Source organism: Blautia sp. Sow4_E7 (assembly GCF_052116245.1).
GTDB lineage: Bacteria > Bacillota > Clostridia > Lachnospirales > Lachnospiraceae > Blautia_A.
In genome coordinates, this window is record NZ_JBQKLL010000144.1 from 1 (window position 1) to 493 (window position 493).

1 protein-coding gene is annotated in these 493 nt (G+C 45.8%); it reads left to right on the top strand.

Features of this window, described 5'->3' with window-relative positions:
• Positions 1-316, top strand: a 316-nt coding sequence (gene tnpB / locus ACTQ50_RS19780; RefSeq protein ID WP_441485577.1) for an IS66 family insertion sequence element accessory protein TnpB, incomplete at its 5' end; no start/stop codon positions are given.
• Between the last annotated feature and the right edge of the window lie 177 nt (positions 317-493).

The following is a 493-nucleotide window of genomic DNA, read 5'->3' on the forward strand; positions in this document are numbered from 1 at the left end:
AAAAATCTACATTGTCTGCGGCTATACAGATATGCGCAAATCGATCGATGGTCTCTGTGCCATTATCGAAGATCAGCTTAAGATGGATCCGACATCCAGTGCGCTCTTCCTCTTCTGTGGAAGAAGACGGGATAGGATCAAAGCTCTGTTCCGTGAACCGGATGGTTTTGTCCTGATCTATAAACGGTTGTCTGTCCGGGGCGGGTATCAATGGCCAAGGAAGCAGTCGGAAGTCCGGAATCTTTCCTGGCGGGAGTTCGACTGGCTGATGTCAGGAATTGATATCGACCAGCCAAAAGCACTCAAAGCAGAGTAAAAAAGCATTTGGATCCCGGTAAAAATCCTGCACAGAAAAATGGCAGATTTCCTTATAAATTCAGCGTTTTTCAGCGCTTGTTTTCCTTTAGGAATGGCTGCATTTCTGGTATAATAAAGGTATCAAATCCAAGGAGAGAACGATGGCTTCCAGTGCAAAAGACATCCAGCTGCGAGA